The sequence below is a fragment of the Citrobacter sp. MGH103 genome (assembly GCF_001034475.2).
GTDB lineage: Bacteria > Pseudomonadota > Gammaproteobacteria > Enterobacterales > Enterobacteriaceae > Citrobacter > Citrobacter freundii.
Map to the genome: position 1 here is coordinate 920,997 of NZ_CP073043.1, position 20,409 is coordinate 941,405.

Below are 20,409 nucleotides of genomic sequence, written 5' to 3' on the forward strand. Positions count from 1 at the left end.
TGCGAATGAAGGAAAGTAACAGCCGCCGTGAATTTTTAAGCCAGAGCGGAAAAATGGTCACTGCCGCCGCGCTGTTTGGCGCAGTCGCCCCGGTCGCGTATGCTGCTAATCCTGTCGGGAACACCTGCGGGTCGAAGAGCACAATGACGATTAACGATAAGCACTATTACCTGGATAACGTCCTGCTGGAAGCGGGGTTTGATTACGAAAACTCAGTGGTGGTGCACACCCGTACCGCGCTGCAAACCGTTGAAATCCAGGACGGGAAAATAGTTGCGCTGCGCGAGAATAAGCAGCATCCTGATGCGACGCTGCCGCACTACGATGCGGGTGGAAAGCTGATGCTGCCCGCCATGCGCGACATGCATATCCATCTGGATAAAACCTTTTACGGCGGTCCCTGGCGTTCGCTGAACCGTCCGGCGGGCACCACCATTCAGGATATGATCCGCCTGGAACAAAAGCTGCTGCCTGAACTCCAGCCTTACACCCAGGAGCGCGCGGAAAAGCTGATCGATCTGCTGCAATCAAAAGGTACCTCGATTGCCCGCAGCCACTGCAACATAGAACCGGTTTCCGGACTGAAAAACCTGGAGAACCTGCAGGCGGTGCTGGCGCGTCGCCAGCCGGGTTTTGCCTGTGAAATTGTGGCATTTCCACAGCATGGTCTGCTGTTATCAAAATCTGAACCGCTAATGCGTGAAGCGATGCAGGCGGGAGCGCATTATGTCGGCGGTCTGGACCCAACCAGCGTGGATGGGGCGATGGAAAAATCCCTCGACACCATGTTCCAGATTGCGCTCGATTACAACAAAGGCGTGGATATCCATCTGCATGAAACCAGTCCGGCGGGCGTGGCGGCGGTGAATTACATGGTAGAAACGGTGGAGAAAACGCCGCAGTTAAAGGGCAAACTGACCATCAGCCACGCGTTTGCGCTGTCTACGCTGAACGAACAGCAGGTGGATGAACTCGCAACCCGCATGGCGGCGCAGCAGATTACCATTGCCTCGACGGTGCCGATTGGCACGATGCACATGCCGCTCAAGCAGCTGCGTGACAAAGGTGTGGAAGTGATTACCGGAACCGACAGCGTGATTGACCACTGGTCGCCGTACGGGCTGGGAGACATGCTGGAGAAGGCGAATCTGTACGCGCAGCTCTATATTCGCCCGAATGAACTTAATCTGTCGCGGGCGCTGTTCCTCGCTACCGGTGATGTGCTGCCGCTTAACGATAAAGGTGAGCGCGTCTGGCCGAAAGCGCAGGATGAAGCCAGCTTTGTGCTGGTAGATGCCTCATGCTCAGCGGAAGCGGTCGCGCGAATCTCCCCACGCACTGCGACCTTCCACAAAGGCCAACTGGTGTGGGGGAATGTCGCAAGCTAGCTTGGTTTTCCGCGCAGCGGCTATCGCTGCTGCGCTCCCATATATTAACCGACGATCCCCATATAGCCGTGAATCCCCATATATAAGCCGACCATTGCAATGAGCACGCTGGAAAAATAGGGCGCTTTGCGTGCCAGTGTGTTAAATCCGCTCCAACGCTTGGCCGCCTGCTGCACGCTGATTGCCGCACCCACGCCCACCGTTACCAGTGTCAGCGCCAGCCCGAGGCTGAAGCACAGCACCATGGTGGCGCCCAGCGTGAAGGCTTTGAGCTGGATGCATATCAGCAGCACCGTAATGGCAGCTGGGCACGGGATCAGCCCGCCGGTCAGACCGAACAGTAATATTTGGCCGTTGGTGACCTCTTTGCCCGCAAAGCGGCGCTGAATATCGGTGGCATGCGCCCGTTCGTGGGCATCCTGATATTCTTTTGAGCCTTCGGTGAGTCCGGCCAGTGCGCCATGGTCGTGATTATGCTCGTGTTCGTGATGATGATGGTGATGATCGTCATCGTGGTCATGATGATGGTGGTGATGGTCGTCATGATCATGGTGGTGGTGATGCCCGTGATCGTGGTCGTGATGCGTCTGGGCCAGCCAGTTCTGCTCTCCCTGCCAGGTTCGCCAGAACATCCAGAATGCGGTCCCGAGAATAATTATCGCCGAGACAAATTGCAGCCATGGCTCAACGGCCTGGGCGGTAAACGCTTTGCTGATATACATCCCACCGAGCGCAATCAGCCATACTACGGCGGTATGCGACAGCGTCGCTGCCAGTCCCAGCATCACCGCCTGTTTGATGGTCCCCTTAATAGCAATAATAAAGGCCGCCATCATCGTCTTGGAATGCCCTGGTTCCAGACCGTGCAACACACCTAATAGAATCGCGCTGGGAATGAAAAACCAGGCGTTGCCTTGCTGAAGAAGCGTAGAAAACTCACCCATGAGAATGATTCTTAGTTGTTTAATTTCGCCTGATTCTACTCCCCCCCAGTATCAAATACTACCCCCCAGTAGAATGTCGATGGTATTGTCCCTATAGCCAGACGTTAAAAAGGTAAAGTTATGTCACATACGATCCGCGACAAACAAAAGCTGAAAGCCCGAACCAGCAAGATTCAGGGGCAGGTAGCGGCGTTGAAAACCATGCTGGATGAACCGCATGAATGCGCGGCGGTATTGCAGCAAATAGCGGCGATCCGCGGGGCGGTAAATGGATTAATGCGCGAAGTGATTAAAGGTCATCTGACCGAGCACATTGTGCATCAGGGCGATGAAATTAAGCGCGAAGAAGATTTGGATGTGATTCTGAAAGTACTGGATTCGTACATCAAATAAGCCAGTTTAACGGCTCATCCACGTGATGGAATGAGCCGTTAAGCAACACGTTCTAGCCAAAAAACATCACAGATACGCACAGCAGACCGACAATCAGGGTGATCAGATTACCCACTGAACGGTACGGCTTCAGCGCCGGGATCAGATAGGTAGACAATGTCGGCATGATAAACAGAATCATGGCAATCAGCGGCCCACTAATCGCGTAAATCATTGAAATAGCATTAGGATTAATGCAGCAGATGATAAACGTGATAGCCGAGACCAGCATGATGGACAAAGCGCGGTTAAAGGCCCGGCTTTTCTTCACACCCACCTGATGCAACGATGTTTTTACTACCTCCGTTGCCCCTTCAATCACGCCAAAGTAGGTGCCAAGGAACGATTTTGACATCGCTACGACGGCAACGATGATCCCGGAAATCGACAGCCATGCCGGTGCGTTAGGCATCATCGACAGCGCGGAAAGAATGGTCACACCTTCATTTTTTGCATCCTCGATATAGTTTGTCGGAATCGAAAGCAAACAGCTGAAGACGAAAAACAGTACGCTCAGGCAGATGATAACGTAGGCTACCTTCATGATTTTTTTGCATTTACCCATGGCCTGCTCGCCGTATTTCTCTCTTCTGTCGATGGCGAACGTAGAGATAATTGGCGTATGGCTAAAAGCGAAAACCATCACGGGAATAGATATCCAAACCTGATGAAGCGTGTGCTGATCGACAGACATCTGGCCGGTGAGTAGCGTTGGCTGCCAGCTTCCGGTCAGGTAGAGCGAAAGGAACAAAAAGTACGCGATGAGCGGGAATACCAAAAAGCCCATGACCCGGATGGTGGCTTGTCGACCCATCAGAAAAATTAAATTCAGCACCAGTACCACGCCCAGACTGACCAGCATGCGGATCCGCAGGTCGATAGTGATATGTTTTGCCAGCTGTTCAGTGAGTGAGTTGGTTATCGCCACGGCGTAGATCAGCACCACCACAAAGAAGGCAATAAAATAGAGGGTGGTGATCAGGCTGCCAATCTTCTTGCCGTAGTAGTGTGTAACCGCGCCAGTGATCCCCTCACCAGCCGACGTTTTTGAAGACAGGATAAACTGGCACAGTGCCTTGTGCGGCCAGTAGGTTAAAGGCCAGGCGACGAGAGCGGTGATAAACAGTACCACCGCACCTGCAGAACCCAGCTGTATGGGGAGGAAGAGGGTTCCTGCGCCGACGGCAGTCCCATATAGTGCGAAGCTCCAGAGAGTCTCTTCTTTTGACCAAAATTTCGACATTATTTGAACGTATCAACTATAAAATAAACAAAAAGAAGCGCAATTTACCACAAATGGCAGGGGCTGGGGGAGATGTGAACAAGCGGGCTGGTGAATGGATGAATAGCCGGAACCGAGAAAATTCCGACTATTGTTTGAATAATCAGGCAGTAACGCGCTGCTGGCGGCGCTTCATAACACGCTCGCGTAACGTGTCATAAGCCCAGTTATAGAACATGGTATACGGCAGGAAGAACAGGAAGAAACCTATTTCCAGCGTGAATGCCTGAAGCAGGCTGACGTTCAGCACATACGCCACGATGCTCACCCCGATCACAATAAAACCGCTCTCAAAACCTAAGGCGTGAAATGCTCGCACTTTCGCCGTACGTTTTACCAGGTGCGACGGCCACAGACGGTCAAACAGGGCGTTATAAATGATATTCCAGATCATCGCTGTAGTGGCGAGAAGAATGGTCAGTCCGCCCATTTCCAGCACCGAGCGCTGCATCAACCATGCGGTGGTTGGTGCGAGAACAGCGGTGGCAATGCCTTCAAAGCAGACGGCATGAAAAATACGCTCTACTAACGAGCGGCGTTGGACTGTATCGTGTTGCATAACCTAAAACCTTCTTTGATGCCCGGATAACGGAATGGTGGCAATTTTATCGTTTAATGTGATATCTAAAAGATAGTATCCATCGATAAAGTAGATAGTTCATGCGTTACTCTCCTGAAGCGTTAACGGCATTTGTAGAGACCGTTTCCTGCGGCTCATTTTCTGCTGCGGCTCGTCGGCTGCGTAAAAGCCAGTCCACTATCAGTACGGCCATTGCGCATCTGGAAGCCGACCTTGGTTTTGCGCTGTTTGACCGTTCATCACGCCAGCCAACGCTGACCGAAGAAGGTAAGCGGGTGCTGGGTTATGTGCAGGCGATTCTGACGGCCAGCGAACGACTGGATGAAGCGGCGATTTCGCTGTCGGGTGAAACGGAAGCGCGTCTGACCTTCGTGTTGTCAGACACGCTGCATCCGGATGTGCTGGAAGAGTTGATGGTGCAGTTTGATCGCAAGTTTCCCCATACCGAGTTTGAATGTCTGATTGGCGAAGACGAGGACGTGATCGATCTGCTGCAAAAAGGACGTGCTCAGGTGGGGTTGATCGAAGCGCGGGAGGATTACCCGACCGACATGGGCGTTACGCGTCTGCCGATGCAAACCTGGATGGGATTATACGTGGCGGCATCGCATCCGTTGGCGGCTCAAGAAAAACTGCAGTGGGAGCAGCTACACACCTGGCGCGAGTTGCGTTTGAATACCTATCTGGAAAGCGGGACTAACGTGGCGCGCGGTCCCGTCTGGTCGGCTCCTAACTACCTGTTATTGCTAAGTATGGCTGTTCAGAGATTCGGCTGGTGCGCGCTCCCGTGTGCGCTGGTGGAGGAGTTTGCGGCAGAAAAACCATTGGTTCAATTAAAGCTGCCCGGCTGGCCAAAGGCTATCTCTATCGATCTGTTGTGGAATAAGAAATCACCGCCTGGCGTGGCGGGAAGTTGGCTGCGCGACCATTTACAGCAGAGTGGCGTTCAGATGACCAATAAATGATACGAATTTCCTTTGTGATAAAAATCACCGTTTTTAAACAACCTTGATAACTCTTTTTAACAATCATCTACTATTGCGGTGTTATTTTGCGCTGAGGTGGTGATGAAAGAGGTTGTGATAGTCGGGGCGTTACGGACACCGATTGGCTGCTTCCAGGGGACGCTGGCGCGCCACTCTGCCGTTGAATTAGGCAGCATGGTGGTCAGGGCGTTACTGGAACGCACGGGCGTGGACGTTCATGCTGTGGATGAAGTGATCCTCGGTCAGGTGCTTACCGCAGGTGCCGGGCAGAATCCGGCGCGTCAGTCTGCCATCAATGGTGGGCTACCCAATACCGTTTCCGCCATCACCATTAACGATGTCTGCGGTTCGGGCCTGAAAGCGCTGCATCTGGCGACCCAGGCTATCCAGTGCGGCGAAGCCGACATTGTGATTGCGGGCGGGCAAGAGAATATGAGCCGTGCCCCGCATGTCCTTACCGATAGCCGCACCGGCGCACAGCTGGGGAACAGCCAACTGGTCGACAGCCTGGTACATGACGGTCTGTGGGATGCCTTCAACGATTATCACATGGGCGTTACCGCGGAAAACCTGGCGCGAGAATACGGCATTAGCCGCGAATTGCAGGATGCCTACGCGCTGCACTCGCAGCACAAAGCGCGGATGGCAATTGATGCTGGACGCTTTAAAGATGAAATCGTGCCGGTGGTAACACAGCGTAATGGGCAATCATTGGTGGTGGATACCGACGAGCAGCCGCGTACCGATGCCAGCGCCGAAGGGCTGGCGCGTCTGGATCCTACCTTTGACAGGCTCGGTTCGGTAACGGCAGGTAACGCGTCATCCATCAATGACGGCGCCGCTGCGGTGATGATGATGAGCGAGGCCAAGGCGCAAGAGTTGAACTTACCTGTACTGGCCCGTATTCGCGCCTTTGCCAGCGTCGGGGTCGACCCTGCGCTCATGGGGATTGCGCCAGTGTATGCGACCCGCCGCTGCCTTGAGCGTGTGGGCTGGCAACTGGCTGATGTTGATCTTATCGAAGCTAATGAGGCCTTCGCCGCGCAGGCATTATCCGTTGGGAAAATGCTGGAGTGGGATGAACGGCGGGTGAATGTTAACGGCGGAGCCATTGCGCTCGGTCATCCGATTGGTGCGTCTGGCTGCCGAATTCTGGTTTCGCTGGTGCATGAAATGGTGAAGCGTCGGGCGCATAAGGGCCTGGCAACGCTGTGTATCGGTGGTGGTCAGGGTGTGGCGCTCGCTATCGAACGAGATTAACGATCTTACATTTACCGTCTTAAACGCCTTTCTACGTGTTTTCCCTGCACCTGTAAAAAAGCCCTCCAGCAGGAGGGCAAGGCCAGTTACAGAAACATACACTCTAAACACAGTCAACTTATCAAAACATTGTTTCATTTCATGTGATTAACTGCGCACTTTGTTAGAAAAGGTGTCTTTTCGACTGATCATCGCGGCTGAATTTTCCATTTTTTATCCCCGCCCCTAATGAATAAATAAATTTATCGTATTGTTATTCAATCATTTTATTAAGGTCCATTTCGCTATTCATACGCGCTAGCGTGATCGCACTTACACTTTTGATAATAAGATGCGAAAAAAGTGAAACATCGTTTTATTTATAATTGAAAACACATTCAGGGAGGAATATCATGAGTGCATAAGATAAAACGGAACAGCGTTTTGCTATTCGTTTAAGCATTCACGGTCAATTTATCACTGGAGGTAAATGTGGACGTAAGACAAAGCATCCATAGTGCGCATGCGAAAACCCTGGACACTCAGGGGCTGCGTAATGAGTTTTTGGTCGAAGAAGTGTTTGTCGCAGATGAATACACCATGGTCTACAGCCACATCGACCGCATCATTGTTGGCGGCATTATGCCAGTAGCCAAAACCGTCTCTGTGGGTGGCGAAGTCGGCAAACAGCTGGGCGTAACCTATTTCCTCGAACGTCGTGAGCTGGGTGTGATCAATATCGGCGGCCCGGGCACGATTACCGTTGACGGCCAGTGCTATGAAATTGGCCATCGCGACGCGCTGTACGTCGGAAAAGGGGCAAAAGAAGTGGTATTCGCCAGTATTGATACGACAAAACCGGCGAAGTTTTACTACAACTGCGCGCCGGCCCACACGACTTACCCAACTAAGAAAGTCACGCCTGCAGACGTTGCGCCAGTGACGCTGGGCGATAACCTCACCAGTAACCGTCGTACCATCAACAAATACTTTGTGCCGGATGTTCTGGAAACCTGCCAGTTGAGCATGGGTCTGACTGAACTGGCACCGGGTAACCTGTGGAACACCATGCCGTGTCATACCCATGAACGTCGTATGGAAGTCTATTTCTACTTCAATATGGAAGAAGATACCTGCGTCTTCCACATGATGGGGCAGCCTCAGGAAACGCGTCATATTGTGATGCACAACGAGCAGGCGGTGATTTCTCCAAGCTGGTCTATTCACTCCGGTGTCGGTACAAAAGCGTATACGTTCATTTGGGGCATGGTAGGCGAAAACCAGGTCTTTGATGATATGGACCATGTTGCAGTAAAAGATCTGCGCTAGTTGCGGGCGACAGCCGTGCCTGCTGCGGCGGGCATTATAAAAATTAAGGATTTACAATGATTTTGAATGCATTCTCTCTTGAAGGTAAAGTCGCCGTTGTGACCGGTTGTGACACCGGTCTGGGTCAGGGTATGGCGCTGGGCCTGGCGGAAGCGGGCTGCGATATCGTCGGTATCAACATTGTTGAACCGACAGAAACCATCGAACGTGTGACCGCACTGGGCCGCCGTTTTTTAAGCCTGACCGCCGATCTGCGTCAAATCGACGGTATTCCGGCGCTGCTGGAGCGCGCAGTGGCAGAATTCGGCCATATCGATATTCTGGTCAACAACGCGGGTCTTATCCGTCGTGACGATGCGATCGATTTCAGCGAAAAAGACTGGGATGACGTGATGAACCTGAACATTAAGAGCGTGTTCTTTATGTCTCAGGCCGCGGCGAAGCACTTTATCGCCCAGGGTAACGGCGGTAAAATTATCAACATCGCCTCTATGCTTTCCTTCCAGGGCGGGATCCGCGTGCCGTCTTACACCGCGTCTAAAAGCGGCGTAATGGGTGTTACCCGTCTGATGGCGAACGAGTGGGCAAAACATAACATCAACGTCAACGCGATTGCACCGGGTTACATGGCGACGAATAACACTCAACAGCTGCGTGCTGATGAGCAGCGTAGCGCAGAAATCCTCGATCGTATTCCGGCGGGGCGTTGGGGTCTGCCGAGCGACCTGATGGGTCCTGTCGTGTTCCTGGCGTCCAGCGCATCTGACTATATCAACGGCTATACCGTTGCGGTAGACGGCGGCTGGCTGGCGCGTTAATTGCTTTCCAGAGCCAACAAACCCTGCTAAATGGCAGGGTTTTTTTTACTTTTGAATCATTAAAATCCATATTGTGGTTATAAATTATTCCATATTAAATTTCATGTGTATCAATTTATTATTTTTAATATTCTTTAATATCAATTAATTAAATTTAATTGAGTGATTGTCGGTAAATTTTAAAATTGGAATATCCATCACATAACGATGTGGTGTAGCTATTTAATCCATGTTTTTGCCGTTTCCCGCCTGACGCTTCCTGCAAGGGATCCCTTACTTTCAATGGCATGGTTACTCTGTATCTGGCAGGAAAAAATGGTCTCAATAAATAATGATGCTGCTTTAGCACCGCGCCCAGTGCGCGATACGCGACGTATGAATATGTTTGTTTCTATCTCTGCGGCTGTCGCAGGGTTGTTATTCGGCCTGGATATTGGCGTGATTGCCGGGGCGTTGCCTTTCATCACCGATCACTTTGTGTTGACCAGCCGCCTGCAGGAGTGGGTGGTCAGCAGCATGATGCTGGGCGCGGCAATTGGTGCGCTGTTTAACGGTTGGCTGTCATTCTGCCTGGGACGTAAATACAGTCTGATGGCGGGGGCGATCCTTTTCGTCGTCGGATCTCTGGGCTCGGCGTTTGCCTCCAGCGTAGAAATGCTCATTTTTGCCCGCGTGGTACTGGGCGTTGCGGTGGGGATCGCCTCTTACACCGCACCGCTCTATCTCTCTGAAATGGCAAGCGAAAACGTGCGTGGCAAGATGATCAGTATGTATCAGCTGATGGTGACGTTGGGCATCGTTCTGGCCTTTTTGTCTGATACCGCGTTCAGCTACAGCGGTAACTGGCGCGCTATGCTGGGCGTGCTGGCGCTTCCGGCTGTATTGCTGATTATTCTGGTTGTGTTCCTGCCCAACAGCCCGCGCTGGCTGGCGGAAAAAGGTCGCCACATTGAAGCTGAAGAAGTATTGCGCATGCTGCGCGATACGTCAGAAAAGGCCCGCGATGAGCTGAACGAAATCCGTGAAAGCTTGAAGCTGAAGCAGGGTGGTTGGGCGCTGTTTAAAATTAACCGTAACGTGCGCCGCGCAGTTTTTCTTGGGATGTTACTGCAGGCGATGCAGCAGTTCACCGGGATGAACATCATCATGTATTACGCGCCGCGCATTTTCAAAATGGCGGGTTTTACCACCACAGAGCAGCAGATGATTGCCACGCTGGTGGTTGGCTTAACGTTTATGTTCGCTACCTTTATTGCCGTCTTCACGGTCGACAAAGCAGGACGTAAACCGGCGCTGAAAATTGGGTTCAGCGTAATGGCCATCGGGACGCTGGTGCTCGGATATTGCCTGATGCAGTTTGATAACGGCACGGCTTCCAGTGGACTATCCTGGCTGTCAGTTGGCATGACGATGATGTGTATTGCAGGCTATGCGATGAGCGCCGCGCCGGTGGTGTGGATCCTGTGTTCGGAAATTCAGCCGCTGAAATGCCGTGATTTTGGTATTACCTGCTCCACCACCACCAACTGGGTGTCGAACATGATCATTGGCGCAACGTTCCTGACGCTGCTCGATAGCATTGGCGCCGCCGGCACGTTCTGGCTATATACTGCGCTGAACGTCGTGTTTATCGGTATTACGTTCTGGCTGATTCCAGAAACCAAAAACGTCACGCTTGAGCATATCGAACGTAAGCTGATGGCAGGTGAGAAGTTAAGAGATATTGGGATGTAAATGTTGAGATGGAGTGTCGGATGACATCTCATGTAGGCCGGGTAAGCGATACCCGGCTTTTTTATTTAGCGCTTTACCCGTGTAGAAAATCTTCGCGTATGGGCGTAAAGGTATCCAGCAGCGTTCCCGGTTTTAAACAGACGCAGCCATGCATAATGTTGGGTTGTTTATACAGGGTATCGCCCGCCCTAACGACATGCTTTTCTTCGCCGATGGTAAATTCAAACTCACCGGACAACACGTAAGTCAGCTGCTCGTGCGGATGATTGTGCATCGGGCCTATCGCGCCTTGCTCGAAGTTCACCTCAACCGCCATCATGTTACCGTCGTGAGCAAGAATGCGCCGGGTAACGCCATTGCCCAGATCGTCAAGCGTGGTCTCTTTATGAAAAATAAACATCCGGCCTTCCTGTAATTAATTAAAACAGTGTTTCATTAAACCTATATCAGAAAATTAAAAAAAGAAATGCACGCCAACAGATGTGGAAAGTTGATCACATCTTTGGTTCACTGGAGAGACAACAACGAGTCAGGGGAAATGATGAAAACGATCGGTCTGTTAGGCGGTATGAGCTGGGAATCTACCATTCCTTATTATCGACTCATTAATGAAGGGGTAAAACAGCGTCTGGGTGGCCTGCATTCTGCGCAGATCCTGCTTCACAGCGTGGATTTTCATGAGATTGAGTTGTGCCAGAGTCGCGGTGAGTGGGATAAAGCAGGCGATATTCTGGCGCAGGCGGCGCTGGGGTTACAGCAGGCGGGTGCGGAAGGGATTGTGCTGTGTACCAACACCATGCACAAGGTTGCTGAGGCGATTGAAAGCGCCTGTGATGTGCCGTTCCTGCATATTGCTGATGCGACGGGGCGGGCGATACAAAAGCAGCAGATGAGCAACGTGGCGCTACTGGGTACGCGCTACACCATGGAACAGGATTTTTACCGCGGTCGTTTACAGACTGAATTTGGCATTAGCACGCTGATTCCTGAAGCTGATGACCGTCAGAAAATAAACCAGATTATTTTCGATGAGCTGTGTCTCGGTGAGTTCAGCGAGGCTTCCCGCGATTATTACCTGGGCGTCATCGACCAACTGGCGAAACAGGGGGCGCAAGGGGTGATATTTGGCTGTACTGAGATTGGTCTGCTGGTTCCCGCCGAGCTAAGCCCACTACCGGTTTTCGACACCGCGGCAATCCATGCGCAAGATGCGGTGGCATTTATGCTTTCGGTTGTGGATGCAAAATAGCCTCCAGCGGGTCAATAAGACTTGGTAGATGGTCCTGCAGATGCGCCGTAAAAGCATCAACCAGCGCCGAGGCGGGGCGATGAAGTGGGTGAATCAGGCTGACCGTAAAGGGTACCGAAATACTGAAGCGGCGGATGACGACCCCGCTACTGGCGTAATCCAGCGCGGTCAGTGGGTTTACCACCGAGATCCCCACGCCTGCCCGCACCATTGCACAAATTGAAGCGGCGCTATGGGTTTCAATCACCATACGGCGCTTCACCTGGTGCTCATTAAACAGGGTATCCAGTAGCTGACGGTAACTGTCGGTCCGTGACAGGCTGATGTAGTTTTCTCCCTGAAAATCCTGCGGCGTTAACACCGCTTTCTTAGTCAGCGGATGCCCCTGGGGCAGCACGCACACTTCATCCAGCGCCAGCAATTCGGTGCGTTTTGTTCCGGCAGGCGTATGCAGCGTTTCCGTTAACCCCAGATCGTGGCGCTGCGCTGACAGCCACTCTTCCAGTAGCGGTGACTCCTGCGGCACTATCTGAATATTGACCTGCGGATAGCGTGCGAGGAATGGCTGCAGTAGTGGCGGTAAAAAGGACTGTGAGAATACCGGCAGGCAAACAATCGACAATTCGCCCTGGCGGAACTCGCGCAGGCTTTCGGCGGCGCTCACAATTCTGTCCAGGCCATACCACGAACGTTGCACCTCTTCAAACAGACGTAACCCTTGCACGGTTGGGTGCAGCCGGCCACGCGTGCGTTCAAACAGCGTTAATCCCAGTACTTTCTCGAATCGGGCCAGTTCCCGACTGACGGTGGGCTGCGAGGTATGTAGCATGCGCGCGGCTTCCGTCAGATTGCCTGCCGTCATGATGGCGTGAAAAATTTCGATGTGTCGCAGGTTAACGGCGGGCATGGGCAATCCTCGAATGAACCAATCCATATCATTTTTGCATAGACTCACGATAAAACGATATTTTTTATTCTTTTCGGGCTGTGGCGTAATCATAAAAAAGCCAATACCGGAGTACACCATGCCACGCCCACTCAACAACACAGACACTGACCTGACCGCCGACAACCTGCTGCGCCTGCCTGCCGAATTCGGCTGCCCGGTGTGGGTCTATGATGCGCAGATTATACGCGCCCAGATTGCCAAACTGAGTCAGTTTGACGTGGTGCGTTTTGCCCAGAAGGCATGCTCGAATATTCATATTCTGCGCCTGATGCGCGAGCAGGGCGTAAAGGTTGATTCCGTCTCGCTTGGCGAAATTGAACGTGCGCTAGCGGCAGGTTTTGTACCGGGGAAAGATGAAATCGTCTTTACCGCCGATATGATTGATGAAGCTACGCTTGCGCGGGTGCATGAATTGCGCATTCCGGTAAATGCCGGTTCAGTGGATATGCTGGAACAACTGGGTCAGGTCTCGCCGGGCCATCGCGTGTGGCTACGCGTAAACCCTGGCTTTGGGCATGGGCACAGTCAGAAAACCAATACCGGCGGCGAAAACAGCAAGCACGGGATCTGGTATAGCGATCTTCCCGCGGCGCTGGAGGTGATTCAGCGCTACAAGCTGAAGCTGGTGGGGATTCATATGCATATTGGCTCCGGTGTGGACTACGCGCATCTGGAGCAGGTGTGCGGTGCGATGGTGCGTCAGGTGATTGAATTTGATCAGGATCTGGAGGCGATCTCTGCGGGCGGCGGTTTATCAATCCCGTATCGCGAAGGTGAAGAGGCGATCGATACCGATCACTACTTTGGATTGTGGAACGCTGCGCGTGAGCAGATTGCTAAATACTTGGGGCACCCGGTCGCGCTTGAGATAGAGCCGGGTCGTTTTCTGGTCGCGGAAGCCGGCGTGCTGGTAGCACAGGTACGCAGCGTAAAAGAGATGGGTAGCCGTCACTTTGTGCTGATCGATGCGGGCTTCAACGATCTGATGCGCCCGGCGATGTACGGCAGCTATCACCATATCTCCGCGCTGGCTGGGGATAGTCGCTCTCTGGAACACGCCCCGCAACGGGAAACCGTGGTGGCCGGGCCGCTGTGCGAATCTGGCGACGTGTTTACCCAGCAGGAGGGCGGAAATGTGGAAACCCGTCTGTTGCCTGCGGTGGTGCCGGGTGATTATCTGGTCTTGCATGATACCGGGGCGTACGGCGCGTCTATGTCGTCAAACTACAATAGCCGTCCTCTGCTGCCGGAGGTTTTGTTCGATAACGGCGTGGCGCGGCTGATTCGCCGTCGCCAGACCATTGATGAGCTGTTAGCGCTGGAATTAATCTGATTACAGCGTGGTGAAATGCCGGATGGCGCTACGCTTATCCGGCCTACGAAATTAACTGTGGGCGCTGTTGGCCGGATAAGGCACTTGTGCCGCCATCCGGCATTTAATTACTTAAAGTACGGCCCGAGCGTTACTGAGTCACGTAGTACCAGTTTGCCGGTAAACGGTGGGATTGGCTCGACGCTCTCGCCGTTGGCCAGCCGGATAGCTTGGTCGATTGCCGTGGTTATCATGGTATCAATCGGCAGATAAACAGTAGACAGCCCCGGCTCCAGCCATTTGGCGCTGGGTGCATCATCAAAACCAAACAGTGAGACGTCCGTTGGGATCCTCAGCCCGGCCTGATGTAACGCTTTTGATGCGCCTAATGCCATGTCATCGTTACAGGCGAACAGTGCGCTGAATTTAACCCCTTCCTCCAGCAGTTCACGACAGGCTTCATAGCCTCGTGTCATCGTGGAATCGCCGTATTTGACCTTGTCGGGATTCCAGGGAATACCGTTTTTTTCCAGCGCTTTACGATACCCCATCAGGCGGGATTTACCGGTCGGGGTATGGCCTGGCACAGTGATACAAGCAATATCTCTATGGCCCTGGGAGATAAGATAATTGACCGCCTGATAGGCCGCGTCTTCCTGTTCAAAGAAAATCGCGCGATCGCGGGCCTGGCTGACATCACGGTTGATGACCAGCAAGGGCATAGCGATGCTGTTCATCAGCGACATTATCTCTTTTTCACTCATATAGCGGGTATAGAGAATAATAGCGTCGCACTGCCTGTCCGCCAGCATTTGCACGGCTTCCTGCTCACGCTCTGGTGTGTCGTGTCCGTCAGTGACGATCAACTGCTTGCCGTGAGATTCCGTCTGGCGTGAAGCCTGTTGCAACAGCCGGCCAAAGTAGAATCCATCAAATGTAGAAACCACCAGACCAATGCTGTTGCTGGTGCGGTTTGCCAAAGATCGCGCTAAAAAATTAGGCCGATAATCAAGTGCCTGCATGGCCTTAAACACTTTCTGGCGCGTGCTCTCTTTTACCTGACCCGTGCCATTCAGTACGCGCGAAACGGTCGCTTTTGAGACGCCTGCGTGTCGTGAAACGTCCAACATCGTAGTCATAACGCTATCCTGGTTAATCGTTTGACGATGAATTCCCCGGCTCTGTCAGCGTCGAAACGGAATGGCGACGCACCAGAGTTGGGTTAAAAACGTGGGTAATTTCAGGCACGGGGCGCTTCTCCGCCAGCGCGAGCGCCAGTTCGGCAGCCTGGGTTGCCATCGTCACGATCGGATAGCGCACCGTGGTCAGACGCGGGCGCACGTAGCGGGAAACCAGCACATCATCAAAACCAATCAGCGAGATTTCTCCCGGTACATCAATGCCGTTATCATTTAATACGCCCATGGCACCAGCCGCCATTGAGTCGTTGTAGCAGGCTACCGCAGTGAAGTTTTTGCCACGACCAAGTAACTCGGTCATCGCCTGTTCACCGCCGCTTTCATCCGGTTCACCAAACGTTACCAGGCGATCGCTGACCGGTATATTGCTCTCTGCCAGCGCGTCGTAATAGCCTTGCAGACGATCTTCCGCATCTGAGATTGTGTGATTGGAGCACAGATAGCCAATGCGCGTATGGCCCTGTTGAATGAGGTGGCGGGTCGCCAGCCATGCGCCGAAACGGTCATCAAGGGCAACGCAGCGTTGTTCGAATCCTGGCAGAATTCGGTTAATTAATACCATGCCGGGGATTTGCTTCATTAGTGATGCCAGCTCAGCATCCGGGATGATTTTTGCGTGGACAACAAGGGCTGCGCAGCGGTGGCGAATGAGCTGTTCAATCGCCTGTCGTTCCTTCTGTTCGTTATGGTAGCCGTTGCCAATCAGCAAAAAATTACCGGTGTTATAGGCCACCTGCTCGACAGCTTTAACCATTGCCCCAAAGAATGGATCGGACACATCACCAACTACCAGACCGATGGTCTCTGTGGATTGTTGTGCCAGCGCACGCGCGTTGGCGTTGGGGTGGTAGCTGAGTGATTCCATTGCACTCGTTACAGCCAGGCGCGATGCTTCGCTGGCTTTAGGGGAATCATTAATCACTCGAGAAACGGTGGCGACTGATACACCTGCTAGTCGGGCTACATCCTTTATGGTCGCCATGATAGTACCTGTTGTGGGTAAACGCTTACATTCCGTCAGTGTTACGGAAAATGGCTGGCTGTTCAAGCAGATTGCCCGTCAGAACGTCGCAAATGTGAGCGCACACGAGCGAAGTAAGACAGAAAATAGAAAATGCTAATTTTTGCTTACACTTTGCGATGTGCTGTTGCGATTGTTCGCTGGTGAGGGAACTGAGCAGATTGCTAGAGTTGAGATCCCAGAGGTATTGATAGGTGAAATCAACTTTCGGGTTGATCACTAGAATTACACCAGCCTGCGCAGATGCGCAGGTTTTTTTTTACCTTCAGCCTATCTGTAACAGTAACCGATAATTTACACAACTCGTTGCATTTGGGTTCATTCCTTTGCGTTTTCGCACTGGCGTATCTGGCTGCTGACGACCACAATCAAGATCCCAGAGGTATTGATTGGTGAGATTATTCGGTACGCACTTCGTACCTGTCTCTTGCACCAACCTGCGCGGATGCGCAGGTTTTTTTTCGGATTCAATTTACCCCTTTCCTGTCGCGTCCACTCCCCAACTCGTATACTCTCCCACCATTGATGTTTATATAATTAATGGCACAGGGAGTTGAGATGCTATTTGGCTTTTTTCGTAATCTGTTTCGCGTGCTTTTCCGCGTTCGCGTCACGGGCAATGTCAGCGCGCTACAGGGAGAACGCGTTCTAATCACTCCCAACCACGTCTCATTTATAGACGGCATCCTGTTGGCGCTCTTTTTACCGATTCGTCCCGTCTTCGCTGTTTACACCTCGATCAGCCAGCAATGGTATATGCGCTGGCTAACCCCGCTGATTGATTTCGTACCGTTAGATCCAACCAAACCGATGTCGATTAAACATCTGGTTCGTCTGGTCGAACAGGGCCGCCCGGTGGTTATCTTCCCGGAAGGGCGTATTTCGACCACCGGTTCGTTGATGAAAATCTATGACGGTGCCGGGTTTGTCGCCGCTAAGTCGGGAGCGACGGTCGTACCTGTGCGCATTGAGGGCGCGGAGCTTTCCCGCTTTAGCCGCCTGAAAGGTTTGGTTAAACAGCGATTCTTCCCGTGCATCCGCTTACACATCCTACCGCCGACACAACTGCCGATGCCGGAAGCACCGCGAGCTCGCGATCGCCGTAAAATCGCCGGAGAGATGCTGCATCAAATTATGATGGAAGCACGCATGGCGGTTCGTCCGCGTGAGACGCTCTACGAGTCGCTGCTGGCGGCGAAATACCGTTTTGGCGCAGGCAAAAACTGCATTGAAGATATTAATTTCACTCCGGACAGCTACCGTAAACTGCTGACGAAAACGCTGTTTGTCGCGCGTATTCTGGAAAAATACAGCACCGAGGGTGAAAGAATCGGCCTGATGCTGCCAAATGCGGGAATCAGCGCGGCGGTCATTTTTGGCGCCATTGCGCGTCGACGCATTCCAGCCATGATGAACTACACCGCGGGTGTAAAAGGATTAACCAGCGCCATTACTGCGTCTGAAATAAAGACGATCTTCACATCCCGACAGTTTCTCGATAAAGGCAAACTCTGGCATTTACCGGAACAGCTCACCCAGGTGCGTTGGGTGTATCTGGAAGACTTGAAAGCTGATGTGACCTTTAGCGATAAGCTGTGGATTTTCTCACATCTGCTGGCACCGCATCTGGCGCAGGTGAAGCAGCAGCCGGAAGACGCTGCGGTGATCCTCTTTACCTCCGGTTCAGAAGGCCATCCGAAAGGCGTGGTTCACAGTCATAAAAGCATTCTGGCGAACGTTGAGCAGATTAAAACGATTGCCGATTTCACCGCCGATGACCGCTTTATGTCGGCGCTGCCGCTGTTCCACTCCTTTGGGCTAACGGTGGGATTATTCACGCCGCTACTAACTGGCGCAGAAGTGTTTCTTTATCCCAGCCCGCTGCATTACCGCATTGTGCCAGAGCTGGTATACGACCGGAACTGCACCGTGTTGTTTGGTACGTCAACGTTCCTCGGCAACTACGCGCGTTTCGCGCATCCATACGATTTCCATCGCCTGCGCTATGTGGTTGCGGGAGCGGAAAAACTGCAGGACAGCACAAAGCAACTGTGGCAGGAGAAATTTGGCCTGCGTGTCCTTGAGGGCTATGGGGTGACGGAATGTGCGCCGGTGGTGTCGATTAACGTACCGATGGCGGCAAAATCGGGAACGGTAGGGCGCATCTTGCCTGGTATGGATGCTCGACTGTTGGCCGTTCCGGGAATTGAGGACGGTGGGCGTTTACAGCTGAAAGGCCCTAATATTATGAGCGGCTATTTGCGCGTCGAAAAACCTGGGGTGCTGGAAGTGCCGACGGCAGAGAATGCGCAAGGTGAGATTGAGCGCGGCTGGTATGACACCGGAGACATCGTGCGCTTTGATGAAAACGGCTTTGTACAGATTCAGGGGCGTGCTAAGCGTTTTGCTAAAATTGCCGGAGAGATGGTGTCGCTGGAAATGGTTGAGCAACTGGCGTTGGCGGTATCAGCAGACAAAATGCACGCCACGGCGATCAAGAGCGATGCCAGCAAAGGTGAGGCGCTGGTGCTGTTTACCACCGATAGCGAACTCACGCGTGAAAAACTACAGCAGTATGCGCGGGCGCACGGCGTACCTGAACTCGCCGTACCGCGTGATATACGCCACCTGAAGCAACTCCCATTACTCGGCAGCGGTAAGCCGGATTTTGTTACGCTGAAAAGCTGGGTCGATGAGCCGGAAAAACAACATGAGTGAGTCAGTGCACACTAACACGTCAATCTGGTCCAAAGGGATGATGTCCGTTATCGCCGCGCAGTTTCTGTCGGCGTTTGGCGATAACGCGTTGCTGTTTGCTACGCTGGCGTTGCTGAAGGAGCAATTTTATCCGGACTGGAGCCAGCCTATCCTGCAAATGGTGTTTGTGGGTGCTTACATTCTGTTTGCGCCGTTTGTTGGACAGGTGGCGGATAGCTTTGCCAAAGGCAGAGTGATGATGTTCGCGAACTCCCTGAAACTGCTGGGTGCGGCAAGTATTTGCTTCGGCATTAATCCGTTTCTCGGGTATACGCTAGTGGGGATTGGCGCGGCGGCGTATTCACCGGCCAAGTATGGCATTCTCGGTGAACTGACCACCGGCGACAAACTGGTGAAAGCCAACGGCCTGATGGAAGCTTCCACCATTGCCGCGATTTTGCTCGGTTCTGTCGCCGGCGGCGTTCTGGCCGACTGGCACGTGATTGCCGCGCTTTCTGCCTGTGCGCTGGCCTATGCTGGCGCAGTGGTCGCTAACCTGTATATCCCGAAACTGGCCGCGGCTCGCCCTGGCCAGTCCTGGCATCTGGGGAAAATGACGCGCAGTTTCTTCTGTGCCGCCTCTTCGCTGTGGCGCAACGGTGAAACACGCTTCTCGTTGGTGGGAACCAGCCTTTTTTGGGGGGCGGGCGTTACGCTGCGTTTTCTGCTGGTACTGTGGGTTCCGGTGGCGCTCGGCATCACCGATAACGCCACGCCGACCTATCTCAATGCCATGGTAGCGATCGGGATTGTCGTCGGCGCGGGGGCGGCTGCGAAGCTGGTGACGCTGGAAACTGTGTCGCGCTGTATGCCTGCGGGGATCCTGATCGGCGTCGTGGTGCTGATTTTTTCTCTTCAACATTCGCTGCTTCCGGCCTACGCATTGCTGATGCTTATCGGCGTGTGTGGTGGGTTCTTTGTGGTGCCGCTGAATGCGTTACTGCAGGAGCGGGGTAAGAAAAGCGTCGGCGCAGGTAATGCGATTGCGGTGCAAAACCTGGGTGAAAACAGCGCGATGCTGTTGATGTTGGGTATTTACTCACTGGCGGTGCTGGTGGGGATTCCGGCGGTAGCGATTGGTATTGGGTTCGGTGCGCTGTTTGCGCTGGCGATTGCGGCGCTGTGGATTTGGCAGCGCCGCCATTAGTCTGTTATATGCTGTTGCAACCAGGCCTACAGGGAACGCTGTC

18 protein-coding genes are annotated in these 20,409 nt (G+C 53.0%); 11 read left to right on the plus strand and 7 right to left on the minus strand.

All coding sequences use genetic code 11. The features are described 5' to 3' along the window. The first annotated feature begins 5 nt into the window (after positions 1 to 5). Positions 6 to 1,388, plus strand: a complete 1,383-nt coding sequence (locus tag SK33_RS04470; RefSeq protein WP_048218541.1) for an amidohydrolase family protein — start codon at positions 6 to 8, stop codon at positions 1,386 to 1,388. 44 nt (positions 1,389 to 1,432) lie between these two features. Here the strand turns inward: SK33_RS04470 and SK33_RS04475 are convergent, their stop codons facing one another. Next, complete coding sequence (locus tag SK33_RS04475; protein WP_048218540.1) at positions 1,433 to 2,332, minus strand: nickel/cobalt efflux protein RcnA; 900 nt, start codon at positions 2,330 to 2,332, stop codon at positions 1,433 to 1,435. A 120-nt stretch (positions 2,333 to 2,452) separates the two neighbouring features. On the opposite strand from SK33_RS04475, the gene rcnR reads away from it, so the two are divergent. Continuing rightward, positions 2,453 to 2,725, plus strand: a complete 273-nt coding sequence (gene rcnR, locus SK33_RS04480) for a Ni(II)/Co(II)-binding transcriptional repressor RcnR (RefSeq protein WP_003033900.1) — start codon at positions 2,453 to 2,455, stop codon at positions 2,723 to 2,725. 52 nt (positions 2,726 to 2,777) lie between these two features. Here the strand turns inward: rcnR and SK33_RS04485 are convergent, their stop codons facing one another. Then, positions 2,778 to 4,007 (minus strand): amino acid permease, encoded by a 1,230-nt coding sequence (locus SK33_RS04485; RefSeq protein WP_048218539.1) that lies wholly within the window; start codon positions 4,005 to 4,007, stop codon positions 2,778 to 2,780. A 142-nt stretch (positions 4,008 to 4,149) separates the two neighbouring features. Next, the gene (locus SK33_RS04490) at positions 4,150 to 4,605 is read right to left on the minus strand and encodes a multidrug/biocide efflux PACE transporter (protein WP_003846445.1); all 456 of its coding nucleotides are present in this window, start codon (positions 4,603 to 4,605) and stop codon (positions 4,150 to 4,152) included. Positions 4,606 to 4,706: 101 nt separating this feature from the next. Here SK33_RS04490 and SK33_RS04495 point away from each other — a divergent pair, with 101 nt between their 5' ends. From SK33_RS04495 to araE, 5 genes are all read left to right on the plus strand, one after another. Then, on the plus strand, positions 4,707 to 5,591 hold the full coding sequence (locus SK33_RS04495; protein ID WP_048218538.1) for a LysR family transcriptional regulator: 885 nt from the start codon (positions 4,707 to 4,709) through the stop codon (positions 5,589 to 5,591). Between the two features lie 102 nt (positions 5,592 to 5,693). Beyond that, a complete protein-coding gene (locus tag SK33_RS04500; protein ID WP_003033912.1) occupies positions 5,694 to 6,872 on the plus strand; it encodes an acetyl-CoA C-acetyltransferase in 1,179 nt (392 codons plus the stop codon). 471 nt (positions 6,873 to 7,343) lie between these two features. After that, positions 7,344 to 8,180, plus strand: coding sequence for a 5-dehydro-4-deoxy-D-glucuronate isomerase (gene kduI / locus SK33_RS04505; RefSeq protein ID WP_003840972.1), 837 nt, complete (start codon positions 7,344 to 7,346; stop codon positions 8,178 to 8,180). A gap of 56 nt (positions 8,181 to 8,236) precedes the next feature. Beyond that, positions 8,237 to 8,998, plus strand: coding sequence for a 2-dehydro-3-deoxy-D-gluconate 5-dehydrogenase KduD (kduD, locus tag SK33_RS04510; protein ID WP_003033923.1), 762 nt, complete (start codon positions 8,237 to 8,239; stop codon positions 8,996 to 8,998). Positions 8,999 to 9,313: 315 nt separating this feature from the next. Continuing rightward, a complete protein-coding gene (araE, locus tag SK33_RS04515) occupies positions 9,314 to 10,732 on the plus strand; it encodes an arabinose-proton symporter AraE (protein WP_048218919.1) in 1,419 nt (472 codons plus the stop codon). A 73-nt stretch (positions 10,733 to 10,805) separates the two neighbouring features. On the opposite strand, the gene SK33_RS04520 is transcribed toward araE, so the two are convergent. Then, positions 10,806 to 11,132 carry a cupin domain-containing protein gene (locus SK33_RS04520; protein WP_003033932.1) on the minus strand — a complete coding sequence of 109 codons (327 nt, stop codon included), beginning with the start codon at positions 11,130 to 11,132 and terminating at the stop codon, positions 10,806 to 10,808. Positions 11,133 to 11,273: 141 nt separating this feature from the next. Between SK33_RS04520 and SK33_RS04525 the strand changes: the two genes are divergently transcribed. Next, positions 11,274 to 11,981, plus strand: a complete 708-nt coding sequence (locus SK33_RS04525; RefSeq protein WP_032933518.1) for an aspartate/glutamate racemase — start codon at positions 11,274 to 11,276, stop codon at positions 11,979 to 11,981. Here SK33_RS04525 and SK33_RS04530 read toward each other — a convergent pair. Next, complete coding sequence (locus SK33_RS04530; protein ID WP_003033937.1) at positions 11,953 to 12,888, minus strand: LysR family transcriptional regulator; 936 nt, start codon at positions 12,886 to 12,888, stop codon at positions 11,953 to 11,955. The two genes, SK33_RS04525 and SK33_RS04530, sit on opposite strands and share 29 nt — an antisense overlap. A 118-nt stretch (positions 12,889 to 13,006) precedes the next feature. Here SK33_RS04530 and lysA point away from each other — a divergent pair, with 118 nt between their 5' ends. After that, positions 13,007 to 14,263, plus strand: a complete 1,257-nt coding sequence (gene lysA, locus SK33_RS04535) for a diaminopimelate decarboxylase (protein WP_048218536.1) — start codon at positions 13,007 to 13,009, stop codon at positions 14,261 to 14,263. A gap of 107 nt (positions 14,264 to 14,370) precedes the next feature. Here the strand turns inward: lysA and SK33_RS04540 are convergent, their stop codons facing one another. Together SK33_RS04540 and galR are read right to left on the minus strand one after the other, a co-directional pair. Continuing rightward, the gene (locus tag SK33_RS04540; protein ID WP_032949969.1) at positions 14,371 to 15,381 is read right to left on the minus strand and encodes a LacI family DNA-binding transcriptional regulator; all 1,011 of its coding nucleotides are present in this window, start codon (positions 15,379 to 15,381) and stop codon (positions 14,371 to 14,373) included. A gap of 13 nt (positions 15,382 to 15,394) precedes the next feature. Beyond that, positions 15,395 to 16,423 carry an HTH-type transcriptional regulator GalR gene (gene galR / locus SK33_RS04545; protein WP_003033945.1) on the minus strand — a complete coding sequence of 343 codons (1,029 nt, stop codon included), beginning with the start codon at positions 16,421 to 16,423 and terminating at the stop codon, positions 15,395 to 15,397. Positions 16,424 to 17,020: 597 nt separating this feature from the next. On the opposite strand from galR, the gene aas reads away from it, so the two are divergent. After that, complete coding sequence (gene aas, locus SK33_RS04550; protein WP_048218535.1) at positions 17,021 to 19,180, plus strand: bifunctional acyl-ACP--phospholipid O-acyltransferase/long-chain-fatty-acid--ACP ligase; 2,160 nt, start codon at positions 17,021 to 17,023, stop codon at positions 19,178 to 19,180. Beyond that, complete coding sequence (gene lplT / locus SK33_RS04555; RefSeq protein ID WP_003033951.1) at positions 19,173 to 20,366, plus strand: lysophospholipid transporter LplT; 1,194 nt, start codon at positions 19,173 to 19,175, stop codon at positions 20,364 to 20,366. Before aas ends, lplT begins: the two co-directional genes overlap by 8 nt. Positions 20,367 to 20,409 lie beyond the last annotated feature (43 nt).

Bases quoted from the DNA above. Each gene is read 5' to 3' on its own strand.
- SK33_RS04470 (WP_048218541.1), top strand. From the start codon at position 6: ATGAAGGAAAGTAACAGCCGCCGTGAATTTTTAAGCCAGAGCGGAAAA.
- SK33_RS04475 (WP_048218540.1), bottom strand. From the start codon at position 2,332: ATGGGTGAGTTTTCTACGCTTCTTCAGCAAGGCAACGCCTGGTTTTTC.
- rcnR (WP_003033900.1), top strand. From the start codon at position 2,453: ATGTCACATACGATCCGCGACAAACAAAAGCTGAAAGCCCGAACCAGC.
- SK33_RS04485 (WP_048218539.1), bottom strand. From the start codon at position 4,007: ATGTCGAAATTTTGGTCAAAAGAAGAGACTCTCTGGAGCTTCGCACTA.
- SK33_RS04490 (WP_003846445.1), bottom strand. From the start codon at position 4,605: ATGCAACACGATACAGTCCAACGCCGCTCGTTAGTAGAGCGTATTTTT.
- SK33_RS04495 (WP_048218538.1), top strand. From the start codon at position 4,707: ATGCGTTACTCTCCTGAAGCGTTAACGGCATTTGTAGAGACCGTTTCC.
- SK33_RS04500 (WP_003033912.1), top strand. From the start codon at position 5,694: ATGAAAGAGGTTGTGATAGTCGGGGCGTTACGGACACCGATTGGCTGC.
- kduD (WP_003033923.1), top strand. From the start codon at position 8,237: ATGATTTTGAATGCATTCTCTCTTGAAGGTAAAGTCGCCGTTGTGACC.
- araE (WP_048218919.1), top strand. From the start codon at position 9,314: ATGGTCTCAATAAATAATGATGCTGCTTTAGCACCGCGCCCAGTGCGC.
- SK33_RS04520 (WP_003033932.1), bottom strand. From the start codon at position 11,132: ATGTTTATTTTTCATAAAGAGACCACGCTTGACGATCTGGGCAATGGC.
- SK33_RS04525 (WP_032933518.1), top strand. From the start codon at position 11,274: ATGAAAACGATCGGTCTGTTAGGCGGTATGAGCTGGGAATCTACCATT.
- SK33_RS04530 (WP_003033937.1), bottom strand. From the start codon at position 12,888: ATGCCCGCCGTTAACCTGCGACACATCGAAATTTTTCACGCCATCATG.
- lysA (WP_048218536.1), top strand. From the start codon at position 13,007: ATGCCACGCCCACTCAACAACACAGACACTGACCTGACCGCCGACAAC.
- SK33_RS04540 (WP_032949969.1), bottom strand. From the start codon at position 15,381: ATGACTACGATGTTGGACGTTTCACGACACGCAGGCGTCTCAAAAGCG.
- galR (WP_003033945.1), bottom strand. From the start codon at position 16,423: ATGGCGACCATAAAGGATGTAGCCCGACTAGCAGGTGTATCAGTCGCC.
- aas (WP_048218535.1), top strand. From the start codon at position 17,021: ATGCTATTTGGCTTTTTTCGTAATCTGTTTCGCGTGCTTTTCCGCGTT.
- lplT (WP_003033951.1), top strand. From the start codon at position 19,173: ATGAGTGAGTCAGTGCACACTAACACGTCAATCTGGTCCAAAGGGATG.